Origin of the sequence: Joostella sp. CR20, from assembly GCF_038433465.1 — a bacterium.
GTDB lineage: Bacteria > Bacteroidota > Bacteroidia > Flavobacteriales > Flavobacteriaceae > Galbibacter.
Genome location: NZ_JAESVF010000058.1, coordinates 1 through 262, shown reverse-complemented (window position 1 = coordinate 262; position 262 = coordinate 1). Strand labels below are relative to the sequence as shown.

At 38.9% G+C, this 262-nt stretch carries 1 protein-coding gene; it reads right to left on the bottom strand.

Translation table 11 applies throughout. The annotated features are described in order from the left end of the window. A partial coding sequence (locus tag JMA43_RS14030) for a hypothetical protein (protein ID WP_342157329.1) occupies window positions 1-262 on the bottom strand: 262 nt, incomplete at both ends.

Sequence of the window (262 nt, the reverse complement as noted above, 5' to 3'; positions counted from 1 at the left end):
TGCTTCACCATTACTGATAAAGCTTACTGTATAGCCTGTAGTATCACAACTTAAATCGCCTACCGTTAAAATTGGTTCTTGACATAATTCTGGACATGTTGGTGCTGTAATTGTTACTGTTTGCACATCACATCCATCAAAAGAAGAGGTGATGGTTACATCCGTTCCTACTGGAATATCAGTAATCATATTCGTACCTACAGTTCCTTGGTCTGCTGTTACAGTAACTCCTGTACTCGCTACAAAACTTACACTGTATGTC